This is a genomic window from Amycolatopsis sp. (assembly GCF_025464955.1).
GTDB lineage: Bacteria > Actinomycetota > Actinomycetes > Mycobacteriales > Pseudonocardiaceae > Amycolatopsis.
On the sequence record NZ_JAODNM010000041.1, the window covers coordinates 44,082 to 66,541 of the forward strand.

Below are 22,460 nucleotides of genomic sequence, written 5' to 3' on the forward strand. Positions count from 1 at the left end.
AACTCGGACATCAGGGTCGGCAGTACCCCGAAACGCACTCAGGGCCACTCTGGTTGCGTTCGACGCAACCAGAGTGGACGTGGTTGATAATGTTCCAGTCGGCGAACTGCTGGGCGGTGTAGTTGTCACCGTCGAAAATTATTTGCCGGGCACGCGCCGGTCCGGCACGCTCTGCCAGTCGCTGCGCGCCGCCAAGCAATGTGGTGGTCCCGATACGCCGCTCCACCTGGGCGAAGCGAGCCGATTCGCCCGCCACGACAATGTCAGCCAGCAGAGCCAGTTCAAGACCGGCTGCGAGGCAGTGCCCTTGAACGGCTACCACCGTGCCTTGAGACGACGGCGAGGTTCTTGAGGGTCGACTCGGGGAGTGTGAACTTCGGGAATTGGATCATGGGAGTCAACGACCGCTGGATGCTTTCCATCGTCCTGCGCAGGTCGGCTCGTGCTCGGGCGTGAGCTCGATACGCTCCCCCGCATCGTCGTCCCCGCAGCTTTCCTCGGCAGGGTCGCCTACGTTCTCGTCGCCGCTCACAATAGGGTCAATACACAAGAGAGTGCCCCGTGGACGTTACGTCCACGGGGCACTCTCAAACCCACCGAGGTAGCTTTACCAGCCGCGATCGGCCAAGCTCGTGAACTCCGTGCGGACCGTCGTGTCAGCATCTTTGGACCACGGCACGTTGATGCCGACCATCGCCTCGCCGAGACCGCGCGAGACCTTGGCGATCACGTCGGGGTCGTCGTAGAACGTGGTGGCCTTGACGATCGCCTCGGCGCGCTGGGCCGGGTTGCCGGATTTGAAGATGCCCGAGCCGACGAACACGCCCTCGGCGCCGAGCTGCATCATCATGGCCGCGTCGGCGGGGGTCGCGATACCGCCGGCGGTGAACAGCACCACCGGGAGCTTGCCTGCCTTCGCGACCTCCTTGACGAGCTCGTACGGCGCCTGGAGTTCCTTTGCCGCAACGTAAAGCTCGTCCTCGGGCAACGAGGTCAGCCGGCGCAGCTCACCGCGGATCTGACGCATGTGCGTGGTCGCGTTGGACACGTCGCCGGTACCGGCCTCGCCCTTGGACCGGATCATCGCCGCGCCCTCGTTGATCCGGCGCAGCGCCTCGCCGAGGTTCGTCGCACCGCAGACGAAGGGCACGGTGAACTTCCACTTGTCGATGTGGTTGGCGTAGTCGGCGGGGGTGAGCACCTCGGACTCGTCGATGTAGTCGACACCGAGGGACTGCAGCAGCTGCGCCTCGACGAAGTGGCCGATCCGGGCCTTGGCCATCACCGGGATCGAGACCTGCGCGATGATGCCGTCGATCAGGTCGGGGTCGCTCATGCGGGCGACGCCGCCCTGCGCGCGGATGTCGGCTGGGACGCGCTCGAGGGCCATCACGGCGACCGCGCCGGCGTCCTCGGCGATCTTCGCCTGCTCGGCGTTGACCACATCCATGATCACGCCGCCTTTGAGCATCTCCGCCATGCCGCGCTTCACGCGGGCGGTGCCGGTCTCCGGCGCGACAGGGGTGCTGGGCTGAACGTCAGACACAACGGGACCTTTCACTGAACGTGGGGGTAACACCACCAAGTCTAGGTCGCACGTGGACCGCTCACCCAGGCCAGTACGCGGCTATCTCAGCAGTCCACTTTCGGCCAGGCCACTTCACCGCCGAGCGGTGTACGAATACGCGGGTGGTCGCCCTTGCCCCTGACCCGCAGCGGGTGTGTGATCGGGGACACATTCAGTGCATCCGATGAGGAGCCGACCATGTCCGACAAGCAGAGCAGGAACGGAGAACCCGGGGCCGCCGTCGCTGTGTCCGACCCCGGCCAGGTTCGCAACGTCGTCCTCGTCGGACCGTCCGGAGCCGGGAAGACAACGCTGGCCGAAGCGCTGCTCGCCGTCTCCGGCACCGTGTCCAGGGCCGGGTCAGTGATCGACGGCACCACGGTCTGCGACCACGATCCCGCGGCCGTCCGCCAGCAGCGGTCCGTCGGCCTCTCCGTCGCACCCGTGCTCTACGCCGGGGTCAAGATCAACCTCATCGACACGCCCGGATACGTCGACTTCGTGGGCGAACTCCGTGCCGGGCTGCGCGCTGCCGACGCCGCGCTGTTCGTCGTGTGCGCCGCGGAAGGCGTCGACCCCGCCACCGTGGCGGTCTGGGAGGAGTGCGCCGCGGTCGGCATGCCGCGCGCGGTCGTCATCGCCCGCCTCGACCACCACCGCGCCGACCCCGAGGCCGAGATAGCCGCCTGCCAAGCCGCCTTCGGCGCCGGCGTCCTGCCGCTCTACCTCCCGGCGCGGAACGGGAAAACCGGCTTGGTCGGCCTGATCACCCAGCGCTTCTACGACTACTCACAAGGCTTCCCGCCGCAACTGGGCACGCCCGACCCCGCCGACCTGGACCGGATGTCGGCCGCGCGCGACGCACTGATCGAAGGGATCATCGCCGAAAGCGAGGACGAGTCCTTAATGGACCGCTACCTGGCCGGCGAGGAACTCCCGGAGGCCACTCTGATCGCGGACCTCGAAACCGCCGTCGCGCGGGGAAGTTTCCATCCGGTGATCCCCGTCTGCGCCAGCAGCGGTGTCGGGCTCGCCGAAGTACTCGAAGGCATCATCCGCGCGTTCCCGTCCCCGCTGGAACACCCACTGCCGTCGGTCACCACCCCGGACGGTTCACCGCACGACGCTCTGCACACCGACCCCGACGGACCACTCGCCGCGGAAGTCGTCCGCACCGCCGTCGACTCCTATGTCGGCCGGGTTTCCCTCGTCCGGGTGTTTTCCGGGACACTGCGCCCGGAGCGACCGGTGCACGTGTCAGGGCACGGCCTGACCGAACGGGGACACGAAGACCACGACGCCGACGAGCGGGTCGCCCACCTCTACTCGCCGCTCGGGTCGAACCTTCGCGAAGTGCCCTACTGCGTCGCCGGGGACCTCTGCGCGCTGACCAAGGTCGGTTCGGCGGAAACGGGCGACACCGTCTCCTCCCCCGACGACCCGCTGCTGATGACGCCGTGGCCGATGCCGGAGCCGCTGCTGCCGGTGGCGGTCGTCGCCGCGACCCGCAGCGACGAGGACGCGCTGGCCCGCAACCTGGCCCGGCTCGTCGCCGGGGACCCCACCCTCCGGCTGGACCGCAACGCCGAAACCGGCCAGCTCGTGCTCTGGTGCATGGGCGAGGCTCACGCCGACGTCGTGCTGTCCCGCCTGCAGACGGGCGGCGCGGACGTGACGACCGAGCCGGTCCGAGTCAGCTTGCGGTCCACGTTCGCCGGACCCGCGAAAGGCCACGGACGGCACGTCAAACAGTCCGGCGGGCACGGGCAGTACGCGGTCTGCGACATCGAAGTCCGCCCGCTCGAGCGAGGCTCGGGGTTCGTGTTCGTCGACCGCGTCGTCGGCGGATCGGTGCCGCACCAGTTCATCCCGAGCGTGGAGAAGGGCGTCCGCGCACAGGTCGCGCGGGGGCTGCTCGACGGCCATCCGGTGGTCGACATCGAGGTCACCCTCGTCGATGGCAAGGCGCACAGCGTCGATTCCTCCGACGCCGCGTTCCAGACGGCGGGCGCGCTCGCGCTGCGGGAAGCGGCCGCGAACGGGCGCATCTCGCTTCTGGAGCCGCTGGAAGAAGTAGTCGTGCGGCTGCCGGACGAGCATCTGGGCACCGTGCTCGGCGACCTGTCTTCGCGGCGCGGACGGGTGCTGGGCACCGAAGCCACCGAAGGCGGACGCACCTTGATCCACGCGGAAGTGCCGGCGGTCGAACTGGTCCGCTACGCGATCGACCTGCGGTCGCTGACCTCGGGAACCGCGACCTTCACCCGGCACCACGCCCGGTTCGAGCCGATCACGGAAGGAGCTACCGCGCGACTTTAGTGGCCTGCCGTCTTCGCAACTCGCCGTCGAGTTGCGGTGCTTGTGCGCGCGGGTTACGCGCGTGATCAGAAGTCGAAGCCGCCCGGGCGGCCGTTGCGGTCCGCGAGCAGGCCGGCCAGGGTGGCGATGGCGATTTCCGGCGGGGTCCGCGAGCCGATGTTCAGCCCGACCGGCCGGTGCACGCGGTCGATGTCCGACCGGTCGGCGCCGAGCGCGGCGAGCGCGTCGCGGTGTGGTCCGGGGTGACGCGGGTTACCGAGCACGCCGATCCAGCGTGCCGGGTGGGCGAGGACGGCGAACAGCGCGGTGCCGAGCTCGGTCCGGTGGTGATCGGTGACGACGACGTCCGCACTGTCGTCGAGTTCCGGCGCGGTGCCGACGACGTCGAACCCGCCGCCCCGCGCTTCGGCGGCGCGTGCCGGGTCGGGCTCGAACAGCACTGTGCGGTAGCCGAGGTCACGGGCGTAGGTCAGTAGGAAACCCGACACCGGCGACGCGAACACCGCCAGCAGCGTGCGGGTTTCGACGGTCGGCTCGACGTTGCCGTGGGCGACCTCGCAGGCCGCGTTTTGCTCTGATTCCGGCGCCATGCCGCTCAGTCTGCCACTCCTGGCGACCGCCCCACCCCGCGCCATATACGTCGTTATACGGTCGCCTTGACCGACTCGGGGACGGCTCAGACCTCGGGTTCGGCGATTTCGAAGTACTCGGGACGCGGGGCGGTGCCGGCGAGGCCGAAGTAGCGGACCTTGCGACGGCGTCGCAGGGCGAGGGTGTCGCGGACGGCGTCGTTGTGCATCCGGCGCGCGATCACGACGCGGTGTTCGGCATCGGTCAGTTCGGCGGCGAGCGGGGCGGGCAGGGTCGACCGGCCGATCTCCGACAGGACGAGCGTGAGTTCGTTCTCCTCGGCTTCCCGTTCGGATCGGCGCGCTGTCTCGGCTCGTCCGGCAAGTGCGAGAAGACCTTCGGCCGGTTCACCGGTCAGCGCCGCGGCCGCGACCGCGCGCGCGACGACGGCTCGCCGGGCCAGTGCGGCGTCGAGGGCGGCCCAGCCGGCGTCCATCCGGACGTGTAGCCGGTCGAGCCGGTTCGCGGTGGCGACCAGGAACAGCCCGCCGACGACGACGATCGCGGCAATGATGCTGAGGATCAGGAACATCAGCGGGTGGTCTCCCGGTCGCGGGCTTCGACGACGCGGCGGGGGTCCGCGGCGACAGCGGTCTCGTAGACCCGCAGCACCTGCGTGGTGACGACTGCCCAGTCGAACATCGCCACCCGCTCGCCGGCCGCCGCGGCGAGCGAGGCACGCCGGGTCGGGTCGCCGAGCAGCTCGCGCAAGGCCTCGGCAAGCGCGGCGGCGTCCCCGGTCGGGGTCAACATGCCGGCGCGGCCGTCGTCGAGGACCCGTCGGAAGGAGTCGAGTCCGCTGGCGAGCACGGCCGTGCCCGAAGCCATGGCCTCGGTAAGGACCATGCCGAAGCTCTCACCGCCGATGTTGGGCGCGCAGTAGACGTCGACACTGCGCAGAGCTCTCGCCTTGGTCTCGTCGTCGACCTGGCCGAGCAGGACGATGTGCGGCGCCAGCTCGGGACCGGCCTCGCGCATCAGGTCTTCGGCCTCTCCCCTGCCGACCACCAGGAGCCGCAAGTCCTCGAAGTCCGCCACGATCAGCCGCAGCGCTTCGAGCAGGACGCTCATGCCCTTGCGGGATTCGGTGAACCGGCCGACGAACCCGACCGTCCCGCCGGCGCGCGGATAGCCCTCAAGCGGCATCGCCCTGGCGAAGAAGTCGACGTCCACGCCGTTGGGGATCTCCACGGCGTCTCCGCCGGAGTGTTCGACCTGGACCCGCCGGGCGAGCGCGGACACGGCTATCCGGGCGGTGATCTTCTCCAGCAGCGGACGCAGTACCGGCTGGAACGCGGTCAGTGTGCGCGAGCGGGCCGTGGAGGTGTGGAAGGTGGCGACAATCGGGCCTTCGGCGACGAGCAGCGCCAGCATCGACAAGCTCGGGGCCGTCGGCTCGTGCAGGTGCAGGACATCGAACTCGTTGTCGCGCAACCACCTGCGGACCCGCGCGTAGGAGACGGGCCCGAACTGCAGCCGCGCGACCGAGCCGTTGTACGGAATCCCGAGTGCCTTGCCCGCCGGATGGACGAAGGACGGCAGGTCCGCGTCCTCGTCGGCCGGTGCCAGTACCGACACCGAATGCCCCCTGGCCAGCAGCGCCTTGGCCAGATCGAGGACGTGCCCCTGAACACCGCCGGGCACGTCGAAGGAGTAGGGGCAGACGATGCCGATCTTCATGACTTGGCCGTTTCCTCCAGCGCGTCCCGCAGTTCGGGTTCCAGGTCGGCGATCCAGAACTTCTGCAGCATGTGCCAGTCGGTCGGGTGCGCGGCGATGTCGCCGGCGAAGATGTCGGCGAGTGCCTGCGTGGCGGCGGGCACCTCTTCGCGGTCCTTGACGCGGATCCGCGGGTGGAGGCGGACCTGCCAGCCGTCTTCGGTGAACCAGCAGCCGGCGGGGATCAGCGCGGCGCCGGTGGTGGCGGCCAGGCGGGCGGGGCCACCGGGCATGCGGGTCTGCTCGCCGAAGAACTTCACCGTGATGCCGGAGTTCGTCAGGTCCCGATCCCCCACCAGACAGATCGCCTTGTTCTCCCGGAGCCGTTTGAGCAGGACGCGCATGGCCGAGCTGCTGCCGGTCAGCGGCACGATCTCGAACCCGAGCGACTCGCGGTAGGACACGAACCGCTTGTAGAGCGACTCCGGTTTCAGCCGCTCGGTCACGGTGGTGAACCCGCCCAGATAGCTGGCAAGCCAGACGCCGGCAGCGTCCCAGTTGCCGCTGTGGGGCAGCGCCATCACCACGCCGTTGCCTTCGGCGAGCGCGGCGTCGAGGTTCTCCACCCCGGTGATGAGGCCGCCGACCTTGCGGCTGACTTCCCGGTGGTCCATCGACGGAAGCCGGAACATCTCGTGCCAGTACCGGGCGTAGGAGCGCAAAGCACGCCTGGTCAGCTCGTCCAGCTCGACCTCGTCGGCCTGGGGCACCACCCTGGCGAGGTTCTTGCGCAGCTGCCGGACGCCGTCGCCGTCGCGTTTGGCCGCGAGGTCGGCGCCGAGGGAGAACATCACCGATCCGGTCGACGCGGGCAGCAGCCGAGCGGCACGCCAACCTGCGGCGTAACCAAGATCGCTCAACCGCTGCGAGACCGCACTCATGGCTGGGCCTCCGTGGCGGCGCCTTCCTCGGCAGACACGGCCTTGGCAGACGCCGTCTCAGCAGACACGGCCTTGGCGGCTTTCGCCACCATCGCCATCCGCTGGAGCAGCGTGACCACCGAGAGCGCCGCGAGCGCCCACAAGGTGATCTCGACGGTGTAAGGCACCCCGAGGCCGTGCAGCCCGGTGCCGACCAGCGCGATGATCAGCCGCTCGGCACGTTCGATCAGGCCGCCGTCCGCGGCGAGCCCCGAGGCCTCGGCTCGGGCTTTGACGTAGGAGATCACCTGGGCCAGGACCAGGCAGATCAGCGCCGCCGCGGCGGCGCGATGGTTGGGCTCGACCACGAAGCACCACCAGGCGATCGACGCGAACAGCGCGCCGTCGACCAGCCTGTCGCAGGTGGCGTCCAGGACCGCACCGAAGGGTGTGCCGTAGCCGCGGGCCCTGGCCATGGCGCCGTCGAGGAGGTCGAGCATGGCGAAGCCCCACACCGTGAACGTTCCCCAGAGCAGGTATCCGTTGGGGAAGAACACGAGGGCACAGATCACCGCGCCGGCTGTCCCGGCGATGGTCATCGCATTCGGGGTCAGGCCGGCACGCACCAGCGCCTTGCCGATCGGATCGGTGACGCGGGAGACGGACGCGCGCGCGAAGATGTTGAGCATCGGTTCTTCAGGTGCACCTAGCTAAAGGGGACGGATGGGCGACCAGAGCCTAGCCACCCGCCCCGACACCCTCGACGCGCCGGTCCGTGGACCCCGCGAAATTCACCTTTGCCGGCTCGGATCGACCCTGATTCAGCTGGATTCGACGAGCTCGGCCGCCGCGGCGACGGCGACAGCGCACTGCGGGGTCAACTGGTTGCGGATGGCCGCCATGATCTCGCCGAGCTGGCGGACCTGCTCGGGGGTGAGCGCGTCGAACAGGCTCTTGCGCACGGCGTCGACGTGGCCGGGGGCGGCGGCTTCGAGTGCGGCGAACCCGGCGGGGGTCAGGACCGCCCAGGCGCCCCGCTTGTCGGTGGGACAGGCCTCGCGGCGGACCCAGTCGTTGGCTTCGAGTCGCGCGACGGCATGGGACAGCCGGCTTCGCGAGGAGTGCAGAGCAGTGGCCAACTCGCTCATCCTGAGGCTGCGACCAGGCGCTTCGGAGAGCGCGACCAGTACCTCGTAGTAGGCGAGCGGCATTCCTGAATCACGGCTGAGCTGGCCTTCGAGGTGGCCTTGCACCATGCCGGTGGCCACGCCGAACTCGCGCCACACACGCTGCTCGTCTTCGCTGAGCCATCGGGTCTCGGACATACCTCACATCATACCCTTGGTTGAGCTCTCAACCAAAGTAGGCTACTGTCGGTTGAGAGCTCAACCAACTGGGCTCGCACCCCGTTCCAAGGAGATTCACCGATGAGCGCACCGACCAAGATCCCCGGATACGTCACGGGCACCTGGACCGTCGACCCGATCCACTCGGACGTCGCGTACAGCCTGAAGCACCTGGGCATCGCCAAGACCCGCGGCAACTTCACGGCGTTCAGCGGCTCGGTCGTCACCGCCGAGAACATCCTCGACTCGACCGTGACCGTCGAGATCGACGCCTCGTCCGTCGCCAGCGGCTTCGGCCAGCGCGACGACCACATCAAGTCCGCTGACTTCTTCCACGTCGAGGAGCACCCGACCATCACCTTCACCTCGACGGGCATCCGCGAGGAGGGCGGCGACTACGTCATCGACGGCAACCTGACCTGGCGCGGCCAGTCGGTCCCGGTTTCGCTGAACGCCGAGTTCAACGGCGTCGGCCCGAACCCGTCCCATGAGAACGTCGCCACCCTGGGCGTCTCCGCCGAGACCACGCTCAACCGCCGCGACTTCAACGTCGGCCCGGAGGGCAATTCCTTCCTGGGCGAGAAGGTCAAGATCGTCATCGAGCTCCAGGCCGCCCTGAACTCATGACCCGCTCCCCCGCCAGCCCCGCGTCGGGGGTGGGGCCGGTGGGTGGGCAGCAATAAGCGCGCTCGGTGCGCGGTTATTGAGCGGTCTCGTGCCAGGCACCGGCGAGCAGCTCGCGGGTTTGCCCGAGCAGTTGCGGCAGCACCTTGGTGTGCCCGATGACCGGCATGAAGTTGGCATCGCCGCCCCACCTCGGCACCACGTGCTGGTGGAGGTGGGCGGCGATGCCCGCCCCGGCCACGACGCCCTGGTTCATGCCGATGTTGAACCCGTGCGCCGCCGAGACCCGGCGGACGACGGTCATCGCCCGCTGGGTGAATTCCGCCAGCTCGACGGTCTCCTCGGCGGTCAGGTCCGGATAGTCGGCGACATGCCGGTACGGCACGGCCATGAGGTGCCCCGGGTTGTACGGATAAAGATTCAATACCGCGTAGACGCACTTGCCGCGCGCGATGATCAGTGCGTCGACGTCGTCCAGCTCGGGGATCCGGCAGAACGGGCAGCCGTTCGGCTCGTCGCCGTCGGGCTTGTCCGCCCCCTGGACGTAAGCCAGCCGGTGCGGGGTCCACAGGCGTTGAAGCGCGTCCGGGACCCCGACCCCGTCCTGAGCGGTCAGCTCAGGCTCCTCAGCCAACGAATGCTCCGAGCGCCTCGGCGGTCGGCGAACCGTTCTCCCTGCGGCTGATCCAGCCGGCGATCGCCTCGACCGCGTCCGCGACGGGAACGGAGTTGATCTGCGTACCGTCGCGGAACCGGAACGAAACGGCGCCTGCTTCGACGTCCTTCTCCCCGGCGAGCAGCATGAACGGTACCTTCTGGGTGGTGTGCGTCCGGATCTTCTTCTGCATCCGGTCGTCGCCGGCGTCGATGTCCACGCGAACCCGCTTGGCGCGCAACGCCTTCTCGACTCCGCGCAGGTGCTCGACCTGGTCGGAGGTGATCGGGATGCCGACCACCTGCACCGGGGCGAGCCACGCCGGGAACGCGCCCGCGTAGTGCTCGGTCAGCACCCCGAAGAACCGCTCGATCGAACCGAAGAGCGCGCGGTGGATCATCACCGGCTGCTGGCGCGTGCCGTCGCCCGCCTGGTACTCCAGTGCGAATCGCTCCGGCTGGTTGAAGTCGACCTGGATGGTCGACATCTGCCAGGTGCGGCCGATGGCGTCCTTGGCCTGCACCGAGATCTTCGGTCCGTAGAACGCGGCGCCGCCGGGATCGGGCACGAGTTCGAGCCCTGACGCCGTCGCCGCTTCCCGCAACGCTTCGGTGGCTTCTTCCCACTTCTCCGGCTCGCCGATGAACTTCGGCGAATCGTCCCGGGTGGACAGTTCGAGGTAGAAGTCGTTGAGGCCGTAGTCCCGCAGCAGGTCCAGTACGAAGGTGAGCAGCGACTGCAGCTCGCCCTGCATCTGCTCCTTGGTGCAGTAGATGTGCGAGTCGTCCTGGGTCATCCCGCGCACCCGGGTCAGGCCGTGCACCACCCCGGACTTCTCGTACCGGTAGACGCTGCCGAACTCGAACAGCCGCAGCGGCAGCTCCCGGTAGGACCGGCCGCGCGAGCGGAAGATCAGGTTGTGCATCGGGCAGTTCATGGCCTTGAGGTAGTAGTCCGCGCCTTCGAACTGCATCGGCGGGAACATGCCGTCCGCATAGTGCGGGAGGTGCCCGGAGGTCTCGAACAGGGTGCCCTTGGAGATGTGCGGGGTGTTGACGAACTCGTAGCCGTGCTCTTCGTGCTTGGCACGGGAGTACGCCTCGAGCTCGCGCCGGATGATGCCGCCCTTGGGGTGGAACACCGGCAGCCCGGAGCCCAGCTCCTCGGGGAAGGAGAACAGGTCCAGTTCCGCGCCCAGCTTGCGGTGGTCGCGCCGCTCGGCCTCGGCGAGCATCTCCAGGTGCGCGTCCAGTGCCTCCGGGGTTTCCCACGCGGTGCCGTAGATCCGTTGCAGCTGCGGGTTCTTCTCACTGCCACGCCAGTAGGCGGCGGCGACCCTGGTCAGCTTGAACGCCGGGATGTGCTTGGTCGTCGGCAGATGCGGACCGCGGCACAGGTCGCTCCACACGCGCTCCTTGGTGCGCGGGTCGAGGTTGTCGTAGATGGTGAGCTCGGCGCCGCCGACCTCCATCACCTCGGACGTGTCCACTGTAGAGCCGTCGGGGTCCTCGGACTTCAGGTCGACCAGTTCGAGCTTGAACGGCTCGTCGGCCAGTTCCTTCTTCGCCTCGTCGACCGAGTCGAACACACGGCGGGAGAACTGCTGCGAGCCCTTGATGATCTGCTTCATGCGCTTTTCCAGCGACAGCAGGTCTTCGGGGGTGAACGGGGTATCGACAGCGAAATCGTAATAAAAACCGTCGCGGATCGGCGGCCCGATGCCGAGCTTGGCGCTGGGGAACTGCTGCTGCACGGCCTGGGCGAGCACGTGCGCCGCGGAGTGCCGGATCACGCTGCGGCCGTCCTCGGTGTCGGCCGCGACCGGCTCCACCTCGACGTCGGACTCGGGCGCCCAAGCCAGATCGCGGAGCCGGCCCTCGGCGTCACGCACTACGACGACGGCGTCGGGGCCCTTGCCCGGCAGCCCGGCTTCGCGGACCGCTGTGCCCGCCGTAGTCCCGGCCGGTACCACCACGCGTGAAGCGGCTGCGGGCTGGACTGGCGGCGACTCGGACACAGTTGACTCCTTCAAACACGCTGGCGGGTGACGACGATGATGCTAGTCGTCACCCGCCCGCGAACGCCCGCGTGTTACCCCTTACGCCGCCGAGCCCGTCCTCAGGGGTTTCGCTCAGAGGGTTGCTCAGAGGGTTTCGACGACCTGCTCGAAGTCCAGCCGCGGCAGGCGGCCGAACCACGGGTCGTCGCCCGGCTTGCCGACGTTGACCACGACGAGCGACTTCCAGGCGTTGTCGCCGAAGAACTCCGCGTCGATACCGGCGGCGTCGAAGCCCGTCATCGGACCGGCGGCCAGCCCGGCGGCGCGGACGCCGATGATGAAGTAGCCCACCTGCAGCAGCGAGTTCAGCCGCGCGAACTCGGTGCGCTTCTCCTCGTCGAGGAAGTTCGCCTTCACGCCGGGGTTGTGCGGGAACGTGGTCTCGGTGTTCTCGTGGAAGTCGGTGTCCGCGGCGAGGATCACGGTGACCGGCGCGGTAGCCGTCTTCGCGCGGTTGCCCTCGGCCATGTGCGGCAGCAGGCGCGCCTTCGCCTCGTCGCTGCGGACCACCAGCGCGCGCAACGGCTGCATGTTCATCGACGTCGGTGCCCACTTGACGAGGTCGTAGATCGCGCGGATCTGCTCGTCGGTCACCGGGTCGGCCGAGAAGCTGTTCGCCGTGCGTGCCTCGCGGAAGAGCAGGTCCTGCACGTGCTCCGGGACTTTGAGGGCCTCGGTCTGCTCGACGGTCGTGGTCATGTTGTCGCCTTCCTGAAGCTTGGTCACCCTTCAGCTAGCGACAACATGGTTGAGCGTTTGACTATTTCCGAAGTGGTCCGGTTCACAGTCCTTGCAGTTCAGTAGGCGCCTTCACCGCCGACGACGGCACGGAAGGTCTTCCAGAGGATGACCATGTCCAGCGCCAACGACCAGTCCTCGACGTAACGCAGGTCCAGGCGGATGCTCTGGTCCCAGGTCAGGTCGCTGCGTCCGCTCACCTGCCACAGGCCGGTCAGGCCCGGCTTGACCAGCAGGCGCCGGCGGGCGGCGGGGGCGTACTTCTCGGTCTCCTCCGGCAGCGGCGGGCGCGGGCCGACAAGCGACATCTTCCCGGAAAGCACGTTGAGCAGCTGCGGCAGCTCGTCGAGGGAGTACCGGCGAAGCAGGGAACCGACGCGGGTGATCCGCGGGTCCTTGCGCATCTTGAACAGCGGGCCGGCGGCCTCGTTCTCGGCCTCCAGCTCGCGGCGCACCTTGTCCGCGTCGGTGATCATGGTGCGGAACTTGAGCATCGTGAACGTGTCGCCGTCACGGCCGACGCGGCGCTGCCGGTAGATCACCGGACCGCGGTCGTTGACCTTGATGGCCACCGCGATCACCAGCAGCAGCGGCGAAAACAGGGTCAGCATGGCCGCGGAGGCCAGCCGGTCGACCGCTTCCTTGACCAGCCGACGGCCACCGGTGAAGCGGGGCGCGGTGACCCGCAGGAGTGGCATGCCGAGCACCCCGGAGACGTTCAGCCGCGGGCCGGCGACCTCCATCAGCACCGGCGCCACCACCATCTCGGCGGACGTGCCTTCGAGGTCCCACGCGAGCTGCTGCAACCGTCGCGGGCTCCAGTACTGGTCCGCGGTCACGGCAACGACCCGGTAGCCGCCGCGCCGGACGTGGGCGGCCAGCTCGTCGAGTCCGCCGACCACGGGCACGCCGTCGACCTCGCCACTGTCCTGATCGGACCCGATGGTCGTGCAGACGGCTTCGACCCGCCAGCCGACATAGGGTTCCGCACGGGTGCGGCCGATCAGGTCGGCCAGGGTGTCCGGGCTGCCCGCGGCCATCACCGGCAGCAGGCACCGGCCGTGGCGGCGTTGGCGGTGCAGGAGCTGGCGCAGGAAGTAGCGCTGAGGGAAAGCCACGGCCGCGATGCCGGGAACGACGAAGAAAACCCAGGGCTGGACGTCGAGCGCGCCGAACATCAGGCCGCCCAGCGCGACGAGGACCGCGGAGGTGACCAGGCCGCGGCCGAGCCGGCGGTACTCCTCGGCGCCTTCACCGAGCACGCGCTGGCTCCAGGCGCGACTGGCCGGGAGAGCACACATCACAGCGGCGATCGTGCCGAGGACGTGCATGTCGTGGGGCTGATACTTGCCGATCACGCCGGCACCGATGGCGATCACCAGCAGGGTGGCGAAGATGTCGCTGGCGATGACCCAGGCCCGGTAATGGGCCTCCCATGCCATCGACGGTGTCTTGGCGGAACCCGAATCCGAGGGCGCGGCAGCCTCCGGCATCGCCAGCACCCTGGCGGGTCGCGCCGAGGGCCGGGGCTTCGGAAGGTCGACGGGCAGGATCGCCGCATCCACCGTCGGAGCTGACCGCACCGACTCGTCCATAGGACCTCCCGGATCGTCGTTCGCCATCGGGTTTCCGGTCGCGCTCCGCAGCCAAAATCAACTTCGGAGAGTAACCGAGTGTTCTACACAATCAGTAACCGAAAAGTGTGACACCCGCCAAGGTATCGGCAGCATTCACGGCATCGTTACAGGGCTTTCCGAAGGAATGAACCAGAGTTCCCTCAGCGGGCCGAGCAATATTGATAACGGTAAGGTGACGAAGGGTGATGGGACGTCTAGAGAAAACCGTTACACAAAGTAGCGAGAAAAAAAGCGACCAGTCACTATCGGGCCACCATTGCTCCACTCGGGGGAACCGCGAGCCGGTGTTCTGCCGACACCGCACCGAGACCTTGTCCGTCCACAAGCGACACGACGTCGCGTATCGGGCGGTCCTTGCTCGCGCAGTCACAGCACAAACCTGAAAAGTTGCTCGCGCCCGCACAATTTCGTCACACTTCATTGCGTCGAAATCGCGTTGAGCATCCGGGGCGATCGACCCATACTTCGCCTCATGCTCTTCGAAACCTACGACTCCCGCGGCTATCGCACCGTCGACGTCCGCGCCGGCTACGGCGAATGGGTCACGACCTACGAGCGAACCGTCGAAGACGTGATGGACATCGCGGTGCTCGACCGGCTCACCCGGCCGCGGTGGGCCGACACCACCCGGGCGGTCGACCTCGGCTGCGGCACCGGCCGGACCGGCTCGTGGCTGCGTGGCCACGGCGTCACGGCGATCGACGGCGTCGACCTGACCCCGCAGATGCTGGCCGTCGCGAAGGAGCGGGGCGCCCACGACCGGCTCGTTGAGGCGGACGTCACAGCGACCGGACTGGCGGCGGGCAGCTACAACCTCGCCATCGCCTCGCTCATCGACGAGCACCTCGAAGACTTGCGGCCGCTCTACCGAGAAGCGTGGCGCCTGACCGCTGACGAAGCGACGTTCGTCCTGGTGGCGTTCCACCCGCAGTTCATCATGGTCTCGGGCATGCCGACGCACTTCACCAACGCCGCCGGCGAGGACCTGGCGATCAGCACCACGGTCCACCTCGTCAGCGATCACGTCACGGCAGCACTGGCCGTGGGCTGGCAGCTGGCTGAGCTGCGCGAAGCCGTGGTGGACGACCAGTGGATCGCGCTGAAGCCCAAGTGGGAGCGATTCCGCGGGCATCCGGTGTCCGCCGCATATGTGTGGCGAAAGGAGCTGCGAGCAGCCTAAAGTGATCAGCATCACAGCAGTGGACCAGACCACATTCGTCCGACTCGCCGAGGGGGCGAACCGGCCGGGTACGGCCCCACCCGCAGCTTGGCGCCACCCGGCCGGACCAGGTCGGGAACGAGCAGCCCGCTTAACGACCAAAGGCCCTACGTGACGGCATTTCTACCGTCATACAGGGCCTTCGTCGGTGGGTGATACTGGGATCGAACCAGTGACCTCTTCGGTGTGAACCAAGGACGCCATACTGCGCTGAACTGCGGAAATGAGACTTCAGCAGGTCAGCGCGGATCCGTTCAAAACCGTTGACGTACGTTCGGGACCGTCCAGCGCATAGGGCTGCTCCCCTGCTGCTCGCCAACCGTGCTCCCCGGCTGACCAAAAGCCGCTGCGACGATCAGAACCCAGCGAACTCCGCAGCGCGGAATCGTTCGACTCACGCCAGCCGGGCCGGTCAGCATCAGAGGCTTACGGGACACCGGAGGCATACCGGCAAGCAGGAAGTCGCGGTCGGCTGGACCGTGAGTCCGACACTGAGAAGCCGGCCGAAGTCGAGCCACGCCCGTACCGCCTTCGGGAGGCTGGTGCGTGCCGTGCCACCCAGACCGGGAGGCCACGCTCGGCGGCGGGATCCTGCCAGTTGACTTCGATCGTTGCGGGCGTGTTGGGCGAGCTTCACGTCGGCCGGAAGTGCGAAGGCGCCCTGGAGACTGCGATCAACGTGACTAGGCCGTGGGTGAGACGGCGGCTAGAACTGGTTGCCCAACTCGGCACGATCGGAGTTAGGCGCGACTTGTTGCAACGGTCTGTGAGCATGGCTCGAATCTTTTCTGCGATGGGCCTGGTCGCGTTGCGCAGATCAGAGCCGATGGGACGATGGATGCCTCGTTATGCGCCGAACAAGCTTCCGAACTCGGTCAAGAAGCGGTACTTCGAGCTGATCCGGCAGGGCGTCAAGGGCGCGGCGGCAGCCCGCCAGGTCGGCGTGTCGACGAACTGCGGATCGCTGTGGTTCCTCGATGCTGGTGGGATGTTGATCCCTGATCCCGGGCCGGGGGTGCCACGTTTCCTCGACCAAGACGACCGCATCGCCATCGCCGACGGTCTCACCGCCGGCCTGGACAAGAAGACGATCGCCGCCGAGATCGGCAAAAGCTTCCAGACGGTGTACCGAGAAGTACAACGCAACAGCAAACCGGACGGCACCGACCAGCCGTGGTGGGCGCACAATCAGGCCCCGCTCCGACGCAAACGTCCGAAGGACGCCAAGGTCGCCGCCGAACCGCGGCTGGACAGTGTCGTGCGCCGGAAGCGGGAGCGCAAGTGGTCCCCGCAGCAGATCGCTCGGTTCCTGCGCCGGACCTACCCGAACCTGAACTCGATGCAGTTGTGCGCCGAAACTATCTACCGGGCACTGTTCGCGGGCCTGCTTGGACACAAAGCCGGGAAATTGCGGACCGGCAGGTCCCGCCGCAAACGGCACCGCCGCGGCACCGACATCCCAACAAGATCAAGAACATGAAGCTGTTCGACCGGCGCCCGGCCGAGGTCGCCGAACGCCGAATCCCCGGACACTGGGAGGGCGACCTGATCATCGGCCGCTACCTGGGCTCAGCCATCGCCACCCTGGTCGAGCGGGTCACCAAGTATGTCGTCCTCATACACCTGCCGAGCGGCTACAAGGCACCGCAACTGCGCGACGCCATGATCACCCAGACCTCCGTGATCCCTGCCAGTATGCGGAAAACCCTGACCTGGGACCAGGGACGCGAATAGGTGCTGCACGAGCAGATCTCGGCGGCCACCGGTTTCGACATCTTCTTCTGCGACCCGCACTCGCCCTGGCAGCGCGGGCTCAACGAGAACACGAACGGCCTGCTGCGCCAGTACTTCCCGAAGAGTACCGACCTCTCGGTACACACCGCGTATGACCTCCGCCGTGTCGCCACCGAACTCAACCGCCGACCCCGAGCCAGCCTGAAGGATCGCACCCCAGCCGAAGTCATGAGAGAATTCCTGAACAACGCCAACAGCCTGTTCGCAACCACCGGTTGAAACCGCCCACTCTACAACTGGATATTCAACGGATCCATGACCCCGGACACTGGTCAAGCCGTCCCACCTCACCGGGCCGTCGGGACAGCAGGGGCGGCTATCCCCAGCGAGCGGACCAGGAGGGCGGCCGCTCCGACGCGGCCGATCGCGGCGAGGTAGGAGCCGGCGACCAGGTGGTACGGGCCCTCGCGCATGTGCTCGTACGCCTGCGACGGCGGACCGGGCCAGCTGTCCTGCCACGCCGTGGTGGCCGCGGTGAGCATGTCGGCCGCCTGTCCGAGCAAGGGGGCCACGCCGTGGAAGCCTCCGTCTACCGGCCACGACTCGGGCGGGCGGAAACTGAGCATCGGCGCGGGGACCGCGGCCGCACCCGCCGCGGCCTCGGCAGCCAGCACCGGGATCGCCTCGATCGCCTGTTCCCACACCACAACCGGGTCCCGCCCGAACAGCGACATCGCGGCACGCGGTGCCAGCCACGGCGCGTTCGCGGTGCGCTCGGCCAGCACCTTGCACGTCTCGGTGATCCGGGTGACGAGTGACGGCAGTGCCGACAGGTCCGCCGCGCGGACGTCGTCCGGGACCCGGGCGTCCATCGTCACCGCCTGGTGCGGCCGCGGCGCCGCGGCGGACTCGCCCAGCTGCCAGTCGACGGCGTTGATCAGCATCCTGGCGGTGTCGGTGAAGTCGTCCATCGCCGGTGACGTCCCGAATTCGGGGTGCGAACCGAACAGCACCACACGGCCCGCGCCGTGCCGCCCGGCGACGATGTTCGCCGCGCCCGCCTCGGCGCCCAGCTCCACCAGCTTCGGCTCTTCCTGGGCACCGAAAAACTCCTCGGCCGCGGTGAAGTCCTCCGTCGTGCCGCGCACCCTGGCTAGCGCGTGCCCGCCGGTGAACAGCGGCCCGTTGTAGTGCGTGATGCGGAATTCCGGCCCGATGCCCGCCATCACCGGGTGCGCGGGGTCGGCGTTCTCGGCGACCAGCACGCCGATGCCGGGCGAACGAAGCACACCGAACATCCCGCCGTCACCGGTGTTCCAGACGGTCGCGTCCAGCAGGCGCAACTCCTGCTGTGCCGGGCACAATTGCAGGAACGAGGCCGGTGCGGTCGCCGCGTCGTAGCTGCCCGCGCATGACCCGATGTACATCCCGCCGCCCGCCACGTATTCGCGGATCGCCCTGCAGCCGTCCGCGCCGAGCGGGTCGAGCTGGCCCTGCATCGCGCGGTAGCCTCCGCCGGGCATCACGAACGCGTCGAACGATTCCAGCGCACCGGCGAGGATGTCGTGCGGGAATACGAATGCGGCTTCGTGCCCTGCGCTGCTCAGTATCGCGGCGTGGTGGAACGGGGCGCCACCCGCCCCGTAGTACGCGATGCGTGCCATCAGTCCTCCACTCCTGCGGATAACAACGAGCCGTCCCGGGTGAACCACTGTTCTGGCGAGCGTTCGCTGATGTGACAGCGAGCCGCCACCCCGCCCGGTCGTGGCGTGAGGCCGGGGTACGCCGTGGCGCAGACGTCCTCGGCTAGCCAGCACCGCTGCCGGAACCGGCAGCCGGGGTCGGTTTCGGCCAGTGTCCTGGACTCGCCGATGATGATCGGGTCGAAGGTGGCCGCCGGGTCGGCGGGCGGGATGGCCGACAGCAGCGCCGCGGAGTACGGATGCTGCGGGACCGCGTACACGGCCTCGACCGGGCCCTGTTCGATCAGCTCACCTTGGCACATCACGGCGACCCGGTCGCCGATCTGGTGCACGACACCGAGGTCGTGCGAGATGAACAACAGCGCCACGGCCGTCTCACGCCGCAGTTCGGTGAGCAGGTCGAGGATCTGCGCCTGCACCGAGACATCCAATGCGGACACCGGTTCGTCGGCGACGATCACCTTGGGCCGCAACGCGAGCGCGGTGGCGATACCCACGCGCTGCCGCAGCCCGCCGCTCAGTTCGTGCGGGTAGACGTTGCGGTAGCGCTGGGCGAGTGCCACCATGTCCATCAGCTCGGTGACCCGCTCCCGTCGCTGCGCGGTCGTGCCGACGCCGTGGATGTCGAGCGGCTCACGGATGGTGTCTTCGACGCGCTGGCGCGGGTTCAGTGACGCGTACGGGTCCTGGAAGATCACCTGGATGTCCTTCGACAGTGCCCGCCGCGCCTTGCCGGACACGTGCGTGATGTCTTTGCCCTCGAAGGAGATCCTGCCGCCAGTCGGCGGCAGCAGGCCGAGGATCATGCGGCCCAGCGTGCTCTTGCCCGATCCGGACTCGCCGACCACGGCGAGGGTCTCCCCCGCCCGTAGTTCCAGGGAGACGTCGCGGACCGCGACGACCGGGTCCCTCCGCCTGGTGCGGTGGAACTCCTTGCGCAGGTCGGTCACGCTCAGCAGGGCGCTGGTGTCCAGCATCGTCATCCGTGTCCTCCGACCGTATCCAGTGCAGCGGGGTCGAGCGCGACACCTCGCCGCGCCGGCAGCGAGGCGAGCAACCGCCTGGTGTACGTGTCTTTCGGCTTGGTCATAAGCTCGGCGACCGGACCGCTCTCGACGACGTCACCACCGTTCATCACGATCACCTTGCTGCACAACTGAGCGACGACACCGAGGTCGTGGCTGATGAGTACCATCGCACTCGCCGATTCGTCGATCAGCTCACGCAGCAGGCGCAGCACCGCGGCCTGCACAGTCACGTCCAGCGCGGATGTGGGCTCGTCGGCGATCACCAGTTCGGGCTTCAGCGCGAGCGCCATAGCGATCACCACACGCTGGTTCATGCCGCCGGACAGCTGGTGCGGGTAGGCCCGCAACCGGGTTTCCGGCGCCGGGATGCCGACCTTGCGCAGCCACGCGATCGCCTCGGCGCGCGCGGCCGCTTTGGCCAATTTGCGGTGCCTGCGCAGCAAGGCTGTCATCTGAGAGCCGATCGTGAAACACGGGTTCAGCGCCGTCGCCGCGTTCTGCATGATCGTGGACAGCCGGGTGCCGCGCAGCGGCCGGAGCCGCTTCTCGTTCGTGCCGATGAGTTCCACACCGTCGAAGGTGACGCTGCCGGTCGCCTTCGCGCCTTCGGGCAGCAGGCCGAGCAGTGCCATGCCGAGCGTGGTCTTGCCCGATCCCGACTCGCCGACCACACCGAGCACCTCGCCCGGTGCCAGGGTGAACCTCAACCCCCGCACGGCGAGCTGCTTCGCGCCGCCGTAGCGCACGTTGAGGTCGGTGACCTCCAGCAGATTCGTCATCGTGCGATCGCCCGCTTCCTCGGGTCGAGCCAGTCACGCAGGCCGTCACCGACCAGGGTGAAGCCCGCGACCATGATCAGGATCGCCACGCCGGGGTCGGCCACCACCCACGGCGAGGACGACATGAAGTCGCGGCCGGTGGACAACATCAGGCCCAGCGACGGCGTCGGTGGCTGCACACCGAGTCCGATGAAACTCAGCGCGGCCTCCAGCAGCACCGACACGCCCAGCAGAATGGACGCCTGCACGATGACCGGTCCCATGCTGTTGGGTGCGATGTGCCGCAGCACCAGCCGCCAGTAGGTCGCGCCCCGGGCGCGCGCGGCGTCCACGAAGCTCTCCTTACTGGTCTCCAGTGCGGCGGCCCGCATCACTCTGACCACGATCGGCAGGTAGACGATGCCGATCGCGAGCAAGAGGACCAGCGTGCCGGGGCCGAAGATCGCGACGACGACGATGGCCAGCAGCAACGCCGGGAACGCCATGAGCACGTCGAGCACCCGCATGATGAGACTGCCCAGCCACGGCGCCCCGGTCGCCGCGACCAGGCCGATCGGGACGCCCAGCAGCAACGCCAGCGCGACCGAACCGCACGACACCGCGAGCGAGATGCGGTAGCCCTCCGCGACCCTGGTCAGCATGTCGCGGCCGAACTGGTCGGCACCCAGCAGGTTGCTCCCGCCCGGCGCGGCGAGCGACGCACCGGCGTGCACCGCGGTTGCCTCACCGGGGCGGAACAGCGGCAGGAGGATGCCGACGGCCAGCACGATGAAGATCAGGATCGCGCCGACGGTCAGGCTCTTGTTGTGTGCGAGCAGACGCAGCGAGAAACCTCGTCTCCTCGCCGTGGGCGGCTCGCTGGGGGGTCCCGCGGCGGTTTCCAGCTCGGGCAGCGTCATCAGGCCGCCTTCCTGATCTTCGGGTTCAGTACCGCGTACAGCAGATCTGCGATCAGGTTCACCAGGATGAAACCCAGCACGAAGATCAGCACACACGTCTGCACGACCGGGTAGTTCCGGTTCAGCATGGCCTGCACGACGAGCTGCCCAACGCCGGGAATCGCGAACAGCTGCTCGACGACCACCGTGCCGCCGAGCAGATAACCGACCTGGAGGCCCGCGACGGTGACGATCGGGATGGCCGCGTTGCGCAGCGCGTACCGGAAGATCACCGCCCCCGCGCTCATGCCGTTGGCTCGCGCGAACCGCACGTAATCGGTGTGCAGGACGTCCAGCATCGCCGATCGCGTGACCCTCGTCAGCACGCCCGCCAGGCCGAGCGCGAGCGACACGGCCGGCAGCACCAGCGAGTGGATGTTGAGCGCGAGCGACGCAGTGAACGGTGCGTAACCCGACGCCGGGAACATGCCCAGTACCAGAGAAAACAGCAGGATCGACAGGATGCCGAACACGAAATCCGGCACGGCGACGGTAATCACGCTGACCGCCTGCACCACGCGGTCGATCCAGCCGCCCCGCCGGACCGCCGCGACCACGCCCAGCGGCACCGCCACGACGACGGCGAGCACGAACGCGAAACCGGCCAGCTCGGCGGTGACTGGCAGCCGGTCGGCCATCTCCGACGTGATCGACTGGTTGGTGATGTAGTCGTGCCCGAGGTCGCCGCTCAGGACACCGCCGAGCCACGAGGAGAACTGCTGGTAGATCGGGCGGTCCAGGCCCAGCTCGAGGTGGACCCGGTGCAGCTGATCCGGTGTCGCGTTCGCGCCGAGGATGGCGCCGGCCGGGTCACCGGGCACGAGCCGCAGGATCCCGAACACGATGATCGCCGTTCCGAGAAGGATCGGGATCGTGAGCAGCAGTCGTCGGGTGATCACCGACCA

Annotated in this window: 21 protein-coding genes and 1 pseudogene; 5 read left to right on the plus strand and 17 right to left on the minus strand. The window is 68.2% G+C overall.

The features are described 5' to 3' along the window. Positions 1 to 10 precede the first annotated feature (10 nt). Together JWQ81_RS44845 and pdxS are read right to left on the minus strand one after the other, a co-directional pair. Complete coding sequence (locus tag JWQ81_RS44845) at positions 11 to 322, minus strand: enoyl-CoA hydratase-related protein (protein ID WP_366942275.1); 312 nt, start codon at positions 320 to 322, stop codon at positions 11 to 13. Between the two features lie 285 nt (positions 323 to 607). Next, complete coding sequence (pdxS, locus tag JWQ81_RS09205) at positions 608 to 1,546, minus strand: pyridoxal 5'-phosphate synthase lyase subunit PdxS (protein ID WP_297539601.1); 939 nt, start codon at positions 1,544 to 1,546, stop codon at positions 608 to 610. A gap of 219 nt (positions 1,547 to 1,765) precedes the next feature. On the opposite strand from pdxS, the gene JWQ81_RS09210 reads away from it, so the two are divergent. After that, positions 1,766 to 3,886: an elongation factor G-like protein EF-G2 gene (locus JWQ81_RS09210; RefSeq protein WP_297539603.1), complete on the plus strand. Its 2,121-nt coding sequence runs from the start codon at positions 1,766 to 1,768 to the stop codon at positions 3,884 to 3,886. Between the two features lie 65 nt (positions 3,887 to 3,951). Here JWQ81_RS09210 and JWQ81_RS09215 read toward each other — a convergent pair whose 3' ends face one another. The 6 genes from JWQ81_RS09215 to JWQ81_RS09240 form a co-directional block, all read right to left on the minus strand. Continuing rightward, positions 3,952 to 4,476 carry an XdhC family protein gene (locus JWQ81_RS09215; protein WP_297539605.1) on the minus strand — a complete coding sequence of 175 codons (525 nt, stop codon included), beginning with the start codon at positions 4,474 to 4,476 and terminating at the stop codon, positions 3,952 to 3,954. An 86-nt stretch (positions 4,477 to 4,562) separates the two neighbouring features. Next, positions 4,563 to 5,048 (minus strand): NUDIX hydrolase, encoded by a 486-nt coding sequence (locus JWQ81_RS09220; RefSeq protein ID WP_297539607.1) that lies wholly within the window; start codon positions 5,046 to 5,048, stop codon positions 4,563 to 4,565. Further along, positions 5,048 to 6,196: a glycosyltransferase family 4 protein gene (locus JWQ81_RS09225; RefSeq protein WP_297539609.1), complete on the minus strand. Its 1,149-nt coding sequence runs from the start codon at positions 6,194 to 6,196 to the stop codon at positions 5,048 to 5,050. Before JWQ81_RS09225 ends, JWQ81_RS09220 begins: the two co-directional genes overlap by 1 nt. After that, the gene (locus JWQ81_RS09230; protein WP_297539611.1) at positions 6,193 to 7,116 is read right to left on the minus strand and encodes a phosphatidylinositol mannoside acyltransferase; all 924 of its coding nucleotides are present in this window, start codon (positions 7,114 to 7,116) and stop codon (positions 6,193 to 6,195) included. The genes JWQ81_RS09225 and JWQ81_RS09230 overlap by 4 nt, the downstream gene beginning before the upstream one ends. Next, positions 7,113 to 7,784 carry a phosphatidylinositol phosphate synthase gene (pgsA, locus tag JWQ81_RS09235; RefSeq protein ID WP_297539613.1) on the minus strand — a complete coding sequence of 224 codons (672 nt, stop codon included), beginning with the start codon at positions 7,782 to 7,784 and terminating at the stop codon, positions 7,113 to 7,115. Before pgsA ends, JWQ81_RS09230 begins: the two co-directional genes overlap by 4 nt. Before the next feature lie 132 nt (positions 7,785 to 7,916). Continuing rightward, complete coding sequence (locus JWQ81_RS09240) at positions 7,917 to 8,420, minus strand: MarR family transcriptional regulator (RefSeq protein WP_297539615.1); 504 nt, start codon at positions 8,418 to 8,420, stop codon at positions 7,917 to 7,919. 102 nt (positions 8,421 to 8,522) lie between these two features. Here JWQ81_RS09240 and JWQ81_RS09245 point away from each other — a divergent pair, with 102 nt between their 5' ends. Further along, positions 8,523 to 9,068: a YceI family protein gene (locus JWQ81_RS09245; protein WP_297539617.1), complete on the plus strand. Its 546-nt coding sequence runs from the start codon at positions 8,523 to 8,525 to the stop codon at positions 9,066 to 9,068. 73 nt (positions 9,069 to 9,141) lie between these two features. Here the strand turns inward: JWQ81_RS09245 and JWQ81_RS09250 are convergent, their stop codons facing one another. From JWQ81_RS09250 to JWQ81_RS09265, 4 genes are all read right to left on the minus strand, one after another. Further along, positions 9,142 to 9,699 carry an HIT domain-containing protein gene (locus JWQ81_RS09250; RefSeq protein WP_297539619.1) on the minus strand — a complete coding sequence of 186 codons (558 nt, stop codon included), beginning with the start codon at positions 9,697 to 9,699 and terminating at the stop codon, positions 9,142 to 9,144. Then, positions 9,692 to 11,737, minus strand: coding sequence for a threonine--tRNA ligase (thrS, locus tag JWQ81_RS09255; protein ID WP_297539621.1), 2,046 nt, complete (start codon positions 11,735 to 11,737; stop codon positions 9,692 to 9,694). The genes JWQ81_RS09250 and thrS overlap by 8 nt, the downstream gene beginning before the upstream one ends. 126 nt (positions 11,738 to 11,863) lie before the next feature. Continuing rightward, on the minus strand, positions 11,864 to 12,478 hold the full coding sequence (locus JWQ81_RS09260) for a malonic semialdehyde reductase (RefSeq protein WP_297539623.1): 615 nt from the start codon (positions 12,476 to 12,478) through the stop codon (positions 11,864 to 11,866). 98 nt (positions 12,479 to 12,576) lie between these two features. Beyond that, positions 12,577 to 14,112 (minus strand): sugar transferase, encoded by a 1,536-nt coding sequence (locus JWQ81_RS09265; protein WP_297539625.1) that lies wholly within the window; start codon positions 14,110 to 14,112, stop codon positions 12,577 to 12,579. 514 nt (positions 14,113 to 14,626) lie between these two features. On the opposite strand from JWQ81_RS09265, the gene JWQ81_RS09270 reads away from it, so the two are divergent. The 3 genes and pseudogenes from JWQ81_RS09270 to JWQ81_RS09280 all read left to right on the plus strand — a co-directional run bounded on the left by JWQ81_RS09270 (position 14,627) and on the right by JWQ81_RS09280 (position 17,386). After that, positions 14,627 to 15,334, plus strand: a complete 708-nt coding sequence (locus JWQ81_RS09270) for a class I SAM-dependent methyltransferase (protein WP_297539627.1) — start codon at positions 14,627 to 14,629, stop codon at positions 15,332 to 15,334. 877 nt (positions 15,335 to 16,211) lie between these two features. Further along, on the plus strand, positions 16,212 to 16,853 hold the full coding sequence (locus JWQ81_RS09275) for a helix-turn-helix domain-containing protein (RefSeq protein WP_297539629.1): 642 nt from the start codon (positions 16,212 to 16,214) through the stop codon (positions 16,851 to 16,853). Then, positions 16,850 to 17,386 (plus strand): annotated as a pseudogene (locus JWQ81_RS09280) (IS30 family transposase). Before JWQ81_RS09275 ends, JWQ81_RS09280 begins: the two are co-directional and overlap by 4 nt. A 68-nt stretch (positions 17,387 to 17,454) precedes the next feature. Here the strand turns inward: JWQ81_RS09280 and JWQ81_RS09285 are convergent. Genes JWQ81_RS09285 through JWQ81_RS09305 form a run of 5 tightly spaced genes read right to left on the minus strand, consistent with a single transcriptional unit; the run spans position 17,455 to position 22,454 of the window. Next, entirely contained in the window at positions 17,455 to 18,771 is a 1,317-nt protein-coding gene (locus tag JWQ81_RS09285; RefSeq protein ID WP_297539631.1) for a BPL-N domain-containing protein, read from the minus strand. Beyond that, positions 18,771 to 19,793, minus strand: a complete 1,023-nt coding sequence (locus JWQ81_RS09290) for an ABC transporter ATP-binding protein (RefSeq protein WP_297539633.1) — start codon at positions 19,791 to 19,793, stop codon at positions 18,771 to 18,773. Before JWQ81_RS09290 ends, JWQ81_RS09285 begins: the two co-directional genes overlap by 1 nt. Then, positions 19,790 to 20,617: an ABC transporter ATP-binding protein gene (locus JWQ81_RS09295; protein WP_297539635.1), complete on the minus strand. Its 828-nt coding sequence runs from the start codon at positions 20,615 to 20,617 to the stop codon at positions 19,790 to 19,792. Before JWQ81_RS09295 ends, JWQ81_RS09290 begins: the two co-directional genes overlap by 4 nt. Beyond that, positions 20,614 to 21,516: an ABC transporter permease gene (locus JWQ81_RS09300; RefSeq protein ID WP_297539637.1), complete on the minus strand. Its 903-nt coding sequence runs from the start codon at positions 21,514 to 21,516 to the stop codon at positions 20,614 to 20,616. Before JWQ81_RS09300 ends, JWQ81_RS09295 begins: the two co-directional genes overlap by 4 nt. Continuing rightward, positions 21,516 to 22,454 (minus strand): ABC transporter permease, encoded by a 939-nt coding sequence (locus tag JWQ81_RS09305; RefSeq protein WP_297539639.1) that lies wholly within the window; start codon positions 22,452 to 22,454, stop codon positions 21,516 to 21,518. The genes JWQ81_RS09300 and JWQ81_RS09305 overlap by 1 nt, the downstream gene beginning before the upstream one ends. Between the last annotated feature and the right edge of the window lie 6 nt (positions 22,455 to 22,460).